This is a genomic window from Priestia sp. P5_B4, assembly GCF_056400385.1.
Map to the genome: position 1 here is coordinate 1 of NZ_JBFULJ010000098.1, position 9,438 is coordinate 9,438.

Annotated in this window: 8 protein-coding genes and 1 rRNA gene; 7 read left to right on the plus strand and 2 right to left on the minus strand. The window is 32.9% G+C overall.

What is annotated here, in order from left to right; translation table 11 throughout:
• Positions 1–126, minus strand: a 16S ribosomal RNA gene (locus AC1DRF_RS11050); the annotation flags it as partial.
• A 271-nt stretch (positions 127–397) separates the two neighbouring features.
• Complete coding sequence (locus AC1DRF_RS11055) at positions 398–1,291, minus strand: transcriptional regulator (RefSeq protein ID WP_477740742.1); 894 nt, start codon at positions 1,289–1,291, stop codon at positions 398–400.
• 985 nt (positions 1,292–2,276) lie between these two features.
• Between AC1DRF_RS11055 and AC1DRF_RS11060 the strand changes: the two genes are divergently transcribed.
• The 7 genes from AC1DRF_RS11060 to AC1DRF_RS11090 form a co-directional block, all read left to right on the plus strand.
• The gene (locus AC1DRF_RS11060; protein WP_427077227.1) at positions 2,277–3,656 is read left to right on the plus strand and encodes a replication initiation protein; all 1,380 of its coding nucleotides are present in this window, start codon (positions 2,277–2,279) and stop codon (positions 3,654–3,656) included.
• A gap of 180 nt (positions 3,657–3,836) precedes the next feature.
• Positions 3,837–4,775 (plus strand): tyrosine-type recombinase/integrase, encoded by a 939-nt coding sequence (locus tag AC1DRF_RS11065; protein WP_377578344.1) that lies wholly within the window; start codon positions 3,837–3,839, stop codon positions 4,773–4,775.
• Positions 4,776–5,727: 952 nt separating this feature from the next.
• Entirely contained in the window at positions 5,728–6,303 is a 576-nt protein-coding gene (locus AC1DRF_RS11070; RefSeq protein WP_097825393.1) for a MerR family transcriptional regulator, read from the plus strand.
• A 346-nt stretch (positions 6,304–6,649) separates the two neighbouring features.
• Complete coding sequence (locus AC1DRF_RS11075; RefSeq protein ID WP_230185191.1) at positions 6,650–6,850, plus strand: spore coat protein; 201 nt, start codon at positions 6,650–6,652, stop codon at positions 6,848–6,850.
• Positions 6,851–6,979: 129 nt separating this feature from the next.
• Entirely contained in the window at positions 6,980–7,429 is a 450-nt protein-coding gene (locus AC1DRF_RS11080) for a spore coat protein (RefSeq protein WP_230185228.1), read from the plus strand.
• Positions 7,430–7,773: 344 nt separating this feature from the next.
• Complete coding sequence (locus tag AC1DRF_RS11085) at positions 7,774–8,184, plus strand: hypothetical protein (protein ID WP_477740743.1); 411 nt, start codon at positions 7,774–7,776, stop codon at positions 8,182–8,184.
• Positions 8,185–8,699: 515 nt separating this feature from the next.
• A partial coding sequence (locus tag AC1DRF_RS11090) for an NTTRR-F1 domain (RefSeq protein ID WP_477740744.1) occupies positions 8,700–9,438 on the plus strand: 739 nt, incomplete at its 3' end.

The window sequence follows — 9,438 nt, forward strand, 5'->3', positions numbered from 1 at the left end:
CCCACGTGTTACTCACCCGTCCGCCGCTAACGTCATAGAAGCAAGCTTCTAATCAGTTCGCTCGACTTGCATGTATTAGGCACGCCGCCAGCGTTCATCCTGAGCCAGGATCAAACTCTCCGAAGAAATGTTTGACTTGCTCAATTTAAAAAATAAAAATTAACGTTGACGTTTGTCGCTTTGTTCAGTTTTCAAAGTTCAACCGTTGCTCTTAAGCAACTTTACTATTTTATCAAGTTATCAACCTGATGTCAACAACTTTTTAAAATTCTTTTTGTTTCGTTGTCACTAGTGTGTTTCAACGACGCTTAAATATAATATAATATTTTTTACATAACGTCAATATATTTTTTTGAAGAAATCATATTATATTTAAGTGTACCTACTATAGAAGAAATTAAGCTTTTAAAACGTTGTAAAATAATACACTATCCGAATTTCTTCGAACCTCTCTTCTACGCTCAATAGCAAACTGCCCCCGTAGTGTTCCAAAGAAATAAGCTGTAAAAGTATTTTTTATTCGTTTTCTCTTGTAAGCGAAAATGGTTTCTTTAAATGATTGCACAGAAATGGAAACTAACTCTTCTAACGGTTTATCGATACCACTCATTCTATAAGCTAAACGAACTTTCCCCCATAGTTCGTAGATATCGTCTGCATAAGGAAAAAAAGGTCTTACAGTATCTCTAAAAGTTTTGGGAACAAGAGATGGTACGTATTCAGAAGAGAGTTTGGAATTTTCATTATTACGTATGTATTTATTAAAATCTTTTAAAGATAGATTATAGGTAGAACAGTTTTTTGCCTCTGTGCTCTTACTCTCACATGAACTTTCCGCATTTTCTGCTTCGACATCTGCTTCAACATGAGACTCTAAATTGAGCTGTAAATACTTAACCCAATGGTGAAAATAAGGGTGATTCACAAATAGGTGTACTGGATTCCCCTTTCCATTGTTACGAGGGCAGCGACGATAAACAGTAACAATTTGTCCTCGCTTTCGCAGTTCTTTTAAATGACGATCGATTGTGCCTTTTGACTTTTCGTAGGTTTTACCTAAATATGTACTACCAGGAAAGCAAAATCCTTTTTCTGAAGCAAACCAACAAAGACGGTCTAAAGCTTTTCTTGTTCCTTCATGGAGACGATAAAATTTCTCTCCATAAAGATTGATAATTTCTTTAAGTAGTTTTCGTTTCATTGATTGATGTTGGGAACGATTTTCTATGAAACTATGATAATTCTTCATATAGTCAAATTCCTCTGTTGTAAGCATACGTGTCGCAGCCATTAGTCTATTCTCTCCTTTTCAGGAACAAAAAAAGACATCGCATCCCGTGAAAAAGGAAAACGATGTCGGATTTTTTGACAGACTACGCCCTTGAAATAAATCTAATTATCCGATAAAATAAAGGCGTAATTAAATTTATGTATTAGGACTTCGACAGGTGTTTTCCCTAGAGGTATTAGGGTTAACGGTGTAAGGGTGTTGGCGCACCACTTGCACACGTTGGAGTCTTTTTATATTCCGCACTGTTTTGTTGACTCTATTATACCGTCTATTAATCTTATAATTCAATAAGAATTCATGATCTCCTTATAAAACCTCAATATTTCATTGATGATTAGAAGTAACTTCTTTTGGATATACTGCTAATATTACGAAAATCCCACTACATATTTGTATAGTCACTCAGATTACTAATCTTAGAAATTATAAAATAAAACAACTACTTTTTATTATGTTTTAGTGTTTTACATAATTGTTTTTATATATTTGTTTTATTGTTTTGTTGTTTTAGGCCTTCTAGAAGTACTGATGTAATAACATTTATAAGCCTAAACTATCACTAATTTTGCGCGAACTATCACTAATTTTGCGCGAACTATCACTAATTTTGCGTGAAACTATCACTAATTTTGCGTGAAACTATCACTAATTTTGCGCGAACTATCACTAATTTTGCGTTGGATATGTAAATATAAATTAACTATCACCAATTTTGCGTGAAAAGTGGTGATGCTCATAAAGTATCACTAATTTTGCGTTAGAAATATAGATATTCTTCAACTATCACCAATTTTGCGTATTAATTTGAAAAATGAGGGGGTAAAGCAAAACCGATTGATGTTTCAGGGGTAAACATCAATCATAAAGTATCACTAATTTTGCGTGATAGTTAAATTGTAAGGACAAGTTGCCCTGTAATATGTAATTTACACAGTATCACTTTTATGATACTTTAGTGATAGTTTAGAAAAATATGGGGGATTTTATGAAAAAAACGAATGTCGTTCAACCATATGATCTGGAGAGTATAAATATAAAAAATTGGGTGACTAAATCAAACATCCTCATTGAGAGTACATATAAATTATCTTTACAGGAACAAAGAATCCTTTTAATCATGGCTTCTAAAGTACAGCCTAACGACGAAACCTTAAAGACCTATAGGTTTAGAGCTAAAGATTTCATCGAAATCGTAGGCAATAAGAAAGGCACAGGTTTTTACTCCTACTTAAAAGAAATTGTAAATGGTCTACAAACAAAGATTCTTACTATAAGAGAAAAAGGCAAACAAAGAAATTACAACTGGGTAATCACGTCTATCTATGAAGAGAATGAAGGCTACATAACATTGCAGTTTCACCCCAGCTTAAAGTACCTGTTTTTAGAGCTTAAAGAAAAATTTACATCGTATCAATTAGAGAATGTAGTTAGACTCAATTCAGTTTATTCAATTCGTATTTATGAGCTGCTTAAGCAATATGAGCGTCTGCGAAAAAGAGAATTAACTCTTGAAGAATTGCGTCATTTTTTAGCTATTGAACCTACTAAGTATAAACAGTATGGCCACTTTAAAAGTAAAGTATTAGCAGTCGCTCAAAAAGAAGTTAACAATAAAACGGACATCCATTTTGAATTCGTTGAATTAAAAACGGGTAGAAAAGTAACATCTATAGAATTCATTATTACTAGTTCTCCTGTAATGCAGGCTACTAACGAAAAAAAGCTAGAATTAAACCAGGAATCATTAGAGTTAGGCGATAATAAAAGCAGTGTCCAGAATGAGTTAGAGAACTTAGGAGTGAAGCCAGAAAAAATAGAGTGGCTGCTATCTGAATTTACAAAAGAACACCTAGAAAGAAATATAAAATACACGCAAGATCGTGCAATTACAGGAGAGGTCACTTATCCTCATTCTTATGTAGTAAAAGCAATCCAAAAAGATTATGCCAAAATCTCGCAGGAATCAAAGCGCATTAACTCTAAAAAGGCGCCTAAAAAAGAATTAGTTCCAGATTTTATAGCAGAAGCTAGGGATAAACAAGAAACCTTTAAAGACTTTACGTTAAAAGAAAAACAAGAATTGTTCTTTAAAGAAAATGGAACTCAAGTAGAATTTGAAGAAAAGCTTCTTCAGTTTCAGGAATTGAAAAAAATGTTGGTCTTAAGTTCAAATCAACCTAGTCAACAAGAAGTTAAAAAAGCCCAAGAAGCAGGTTTACAAGAAGTCATCCGAAATATGGGTGATGATTTGAAAAAGCGTGAAGAATTAGGTTTGGAGCCCAGACTAGTTAGTGATTTTAAAGATAAAGAATTAAAAAAGATTTACAAAGAATTTTTACAAAGTGAGATTTCAAATAAAGCTTAAATTGAATTGCCAGATATAAAAAACCACGCCGTTAAAAGCGTGGTTTTTTATAAGGATCTTCAAATGGAGGTAAATTTAATATACAGAAATTCTTGATGAAAATCTCTCTTAGTAAGCGTACGTCTTTATTTCTGTTATAATAATAGTATATTAAATTTACCTAAATGGATGTGATTTCACTTGAATAACCCTATTATTCTTCATGACTTCCTTGCTTATTTAGAGGAATCTGGGAAAAAAACTTCTACAATTTCGATGTATCAACATGATTTAGAGAAGTTTTTTGAATGGCTAACTCGTTATCATTCAAAGCTGGATCAAAAAACCTTACCAAAGGACCTAAAATATTATGAAGGATACTTTATGTACCTAAAAGAAAAAAAACTGTCAGAAGCTACTTTAAGACGCGTAACATCACATTTAAACGGCTTATTGAAATACTATAGCCTCACAGATCAGCTGGGTATATTAAAAGGGACAACAAAAAAACAGCGAGAGTTAACTGACACAGACTTTATAACAGAAGTCGATGCTTCAATCCTTTTACATTCTGTTGTAAGTTATGAACATCTAAGTGATATGCAATTACAGATACATAAATACATTGGACCTCGTAACCATTCAATATTAATCCTTATGCTTCGTTACGGCCTCACGATTAATGAAGTGGTATCTTTAAATATACAGGACATTAATTTTGGACAAAATACATTAACCATTAGCACCAACAAAACCAATCGTACCTTAGAGCTTTCTAAGCACGATAAGAAAATTATATATGACTACCTGTCAACAATACCTTTATTATTTAGACCCAAAGACTATACAGACGATCCACTGTTTATTTCTTTCCATCCTCAAAAAATGACTTATTGGTATGATTACAGCTTAAACAAACCTAAAAGGATTAGTGTAATTGGAACAAAGCGTATGATTGAAAGAGAAGTTAAACGTTCAGGCATAAAAGCTCATGTGAGGTCTACTCACTTTCGAAACAGCTGTATATTAGACCAGATTCGAAAAGGATGTTCAAACGAAAATATTATTTCTTACTTTGGCCTGTCTAGTCGTCATGCTCTATATCGCTTCAAACGATATCTGAAATCAAAAAGGTATTAAGTTTAACTTAATATCTTTTAAAAAACATGTCATATCAATATTATGTATCCATTAGTTCAACTTGTGTTATGTACCAGACTAACTAATTCCTGAACACGCCTTCTAGTTTAACCAAAGTTAAACTAGAAGGTTTCAGACACTATCGTTAAAGTTTTTAAAGTGGTTAATTTATGATGCAATTAGATTAAAGAAGTACTATAGATATACTACCTATGAAGGAAACCGATCAAGCATATAGGAACCAAATTCTTATATTTCTATCCTAGAATTTAAAAAAGAATAGGTATTCTTGATTAAATTCTAGATAAAGTACATTCTAGATTCATTATAACCCCTTTATTATCAAGGGATATAAAGGTTCTAGATTCTGTTGGGAGTTTCAAAAGTGTAGAGAAAAAAGTATTTGCGTGACTCTCTGCCATATGAAACTAAATATCTCGAATTTAGTCTAGATAAAGGGCATTCTAGATTTGAGAATTTGCATCTACCGCGCCCTCTATTCTTTGAAATCTCGTATTAACGTCATCAGATAAAAGTTGTTTTGTGTTGTCACCAGTTTATTCAGGAGATCCTGTTTTTCCTGATTTCTAATTGATCCTGTTAAACTGGGCAGTTTTTGTGGCCTCTTGCGCCGAGTGAAACTTGTCTTTCTTGTTAGGCTCAAATGTATTAAATATGAGGGGCATTTATATAGCATGTAAAATGTATAGTTCTACTCTTGCAAAGTTCATAATTTTATCTAGAATTAACAAGAGAAGTTACTAGGCTTGTCTTAAGCAAAACAAAAATCAGCATATAATAAAGGAATTACTAAAATATAGATAGAATTTTACTAGGAATATAAAACTGGAGTAATATCTAGTTAAAGTAGATTCTAGAATCGTTATTAACCTTGATATATTAACCTTTACAAGCATCTAGATTTTTATGTAGAAAGGAGAACTCTAGAAAAATGTCTAAAGAAAAAAATGATGACGTCGTTTATACTTTGAAGGATACTGTAAAGCTAACTGGATTAAGTATTGACCTGGTGCGTTTATATGAGAAAGAATTTAATCTCCAAATTCAACGAACTGAGGGAGGACATAGAAGATATAGCAAACAAAATATTGATTTATTAATTGAAATAAAAAAAAGAATTCAGGAGCAAAACTGGAGCTATAAAATGATAAATCAGTGGCTTCAGGGAGAAATCATACCAGAAGCAGTTGATGTACAAACAAAACTCGAAAAAAAAGTAGATTCCCTTGAAGAAAAAATTCAAGATTTGCTTAATAGATCTGAAAAAGATGAGCAATTTCAGATCGCACTTATTCAGCGCCTTGATGAGCAAAGAAAGCTTATAGAACAACTTACAGAAAAATTAAGCAACCAAGATAAATATATTGAAAACAATCTAGAAAAACGGGATGAAAGATTGACTAGTGCAATACGCGAAATTAATGATACTAAAAAACTTATAGCATCTGCCCAGGAAAATATGGAATCAAAACCAAAAGGTTTCTGGAGTATGTTTTTTAGAAAATAAAAGTAAAAAATTGAAGAACTTCCCGGTTCAGTTTCTGTAATACTTTAATTAAAAGATTCGTTTCAACATTCTTTAGAAAGTAAGATATAAATATCCCCCTTAGTAGCTAAGGGGGATATTTGTTTTGCAATTAGGAGCAGAACTTGAATTAATTAGAAATTATAAGTTTAAATCATAAAAATGCTTTAGATAAAAGAATGGCCTAAAAATTATATATTACTTTTAATTCTATAAAATGGATTCTTGTCTATCATTATTAGCCCAAGCATCTTTTTAGTACTTGCATACTCTACTATTAGAGGTATTTCTTACTTAAGAATATTTTTTATAGGAGGGGTTCGTGAAAATGAGTAATTTAAAAAAAATTATATCTTCTGCATTTAATAATCCAAATCCGGATAAAGTTGCCGATGCTTTAATTTCACGCGTACTAGATAAATATGGAGTTTCAGAATCTGCACTAAAAAAATTATCACCCGATCAAAAAGAAAAAATTAAAAAAATCACATCAGAACTACAATCTCGAATCAATAAAACTCTAAAATAGACCATTTTTTATTTAATTTTTTTTGGTAYAAGCATTTTATAGTTTTTCATTAATAAAAAAATGTAAAGGAATGGTGATCAAGTGAATAACTATTATAGTTACTATAACCCAGAAGATGGTAAGTACTATATGAGTAAGCAGAATCATAAGAAAAAATGTAAAAGTAATAAGTGGAGTGCTTTAGACTCTTCTTCTCATCCAATTTTCGGTGATGTCAATCAATTAGCAGCTCAAAAAGCTGAAACTGTTCAATATTCTGAAGAATCTATTTTAATTTATGACTCGGCTGATGTGGAAATTAATACAACGAGTACAAAAGTAGGATTGTCAATTCAAGCGGCTCTCCAAGCGGCTATTGTGCTTATTTTAACCATTACTTTGGGTAGTAGCGCAGAAGCTGATAAAGTGGCGCAAGAACTTTTTCAAAAATCCTCTATTAAACAAATTAATAGACAACGTACAATTGTTAAAAATTCAAGAAATGTTAAAGTGACTACTACAGATACTGACATTGCAGCTAATGTTGAAATTCTTATTCAACTCCTCGTGGCGCTATTAATTAAATTAGATATCCTTTAATCATAAGAAAAAATAAAAGCCTTTGGAATAGAAAGTTATTCTAAAGGCTTTTATTTTTTCTTATGGTTTTGTTTTCCGTGTGTTGAGTAACTAATGATTTTTCCTTGAGGTAGTTTTCTTGAGTTGTGAAATATTATTTTCTTAATAACCTCTAGTTTATAGGAATATCTAATTATATTTTCTCTCAGGATATAAAAAAGGCCATTGACTAAGACAGGTTAATTGTAAAGTACGTATAGTATAATGCGGGAGGTAATGTAAAGACTTTTAAAGAACGGTACGTGACCTTGATCACAGCTTTTTCGTATTCCTCCTTCAATAAAACAATATAAGGAGATTAAATAATGTCTTATTTATCAACTGGTGTATTAAATAAACATCCTAATACTACTACAGCTCTTAGCGAATTAGTAAATCTTAACCCCTCTACTAACGTAAAGATACGGATTAAAGTGATAAACTGGAGCGATCGTACAACGATTACTGACACAAAATTTATTCTTCACCCAAATACTTCAATTAATTTCCTCGTTTTTTTAGTTAATCCAGATATGGAAATTAACGCTGAAAAATATGAAATACGCTATCAAATTTCCTATGATCTTAATGTTTTTATAAATAGTTATGGGGTTGATAATTTGCATGCAAATCAAGAAGGAAATACTATTCTCTTCAAAAATCTAAATGCAATTACAAATACAGCTTTTAATTTAGGCAATTGTAGCCCAACTACTGGTTCAATAACACGTTTGTAGATTGTATGGAGAAGTAAGAAAATAGAGAATAAACAACGTATTTTCTTTGATCTGTGAAAGCTTTAATAGAATAAAAAATAAGATTTTAAGATTTGCTGAGAGATTAAGAAACCAAACAGAAAAAAACGACAGCCACAGAGTTATAAAGCTGGTTGTGGACATATTTTCCCCCATAAGCATTTGATATTACTCACTTTATAGAGGGGAATTTGTATATCGTATACAAATCACTGAAATTCAGGTTTGTTAGATCCCAATAATGACACGGTAATATGGATAATTCAAAAAAATAAACTTGACGACAAAGCACCTGATTGATCTGCAAAAACAATACGGGGGAGGTGAATTGTTTTTTCTCAAAGAAAGATCAGGCTTATATCTAAAAAACTTACCCTCATAAGCGTTCCAGTGATAAAGAAATTGATAAAAATGGAAATAAATTCCGTCTCATTTCTAAGAAAGAAACATAGGATAAAAAGATTTTACTTTAATAGAATGGGGGAATAATGTTTAACATGTCAATTCAAAATTTAATCATAAATGGTGGCTTTGAAACAGGAACACTGACTCCTTGGACTTCTGCCAATACAACAGTTACCAGTCAATTTTCACATTCTGGTTCGTTTTCTGCCAGATTCCAAAGTAGTCCCTTTACTTCTTATATTGGTCAATTTGTTCCACTAAATCCAGGGGAAAGTATGGAAGTTCTTGCTTCATTCGCCAAAGTCGGAACGGCTCCATCGACACCTGTTTTTATCCAAGTGACGTTTTATGATAGTCTCTCTAATTTTTTGAGTCCGGGCCTCGCGACTGCTATTCCCGTAGGGAAAATTCCAACTGCCGATAATGATACCTGGCTTGCAATTCATCAAACCACTACCCCAGCTCCGCCCAATACTACACAGGCCTTTATTTTAATCCATACGTCTCCTCAAGCAGGCACGGCCAATGTGTTAATCGATGATGTGTCCCTCTTAGTTGCGCCAGGTACTGGAGCAACAGGTCCTATTGGAGACACAGGTCCAGCGGGAGCAACGGGTCCTATTGGAGACACAGGTCCAGCAGGAGCAACGGGTCCTATTGGAGACACAGGTCCAGCAGGAGCAACGGGTCCTATTGGAGACACAGGTCCAGCAGGAGCAACGGGTCCTATTGGAGACACAGGTCCAGCGGGAGCAACGGGTCCTATTGGAGACACAGGTCCAGCAGGAGCAACGGGTCCTATTGGAGACACAGGTCCAGCAGGAGCAACGG

Coding starts and splice junctions, on each gene's coding strand:
- AC1DRF_RS11080 (WP_230185228.1), top strand. CDS start 6,980: ATGAGTAAGCAGAATCATAAGAAAAAATGTAAAAGTAATAAGTGGAGT.
- AC1DRF_RS11055 (WP_477740742.1), bottom strand. CDS start 1,291: ATGGCTGCGACACGTATGCTTACAACAGAGGAATTTGACTATATGAAG.
- AC1DRF_RS11060 (WP_427077227.1), top strand. CDS start 2,277: ATGAAAAAAACGAATGTCGTTCAACCATATGATCTGGAGAGTATAAAT.
- AC1DRF_RS11075 (WP_230185191.1), top strand. CDS start 6,650: ATGAGTAATTTAAAAAAAATTATATCTTCTGCATTTAATAATCCAAAT.
- AC1DRF_RS11085 (WP_477740743.1), top strand. CDS start 7,774: ATGTCTTATTTATCAACTGGTGTATTAAATAAACATCCTAATACTACT.
- AC1DRF_RS11070 (WP_097825393.1), top strand. CDS start 5,728: ATGTCTAAAGAAAAAAATGATGACGTCGTTTATACTTTGAAGGATACT.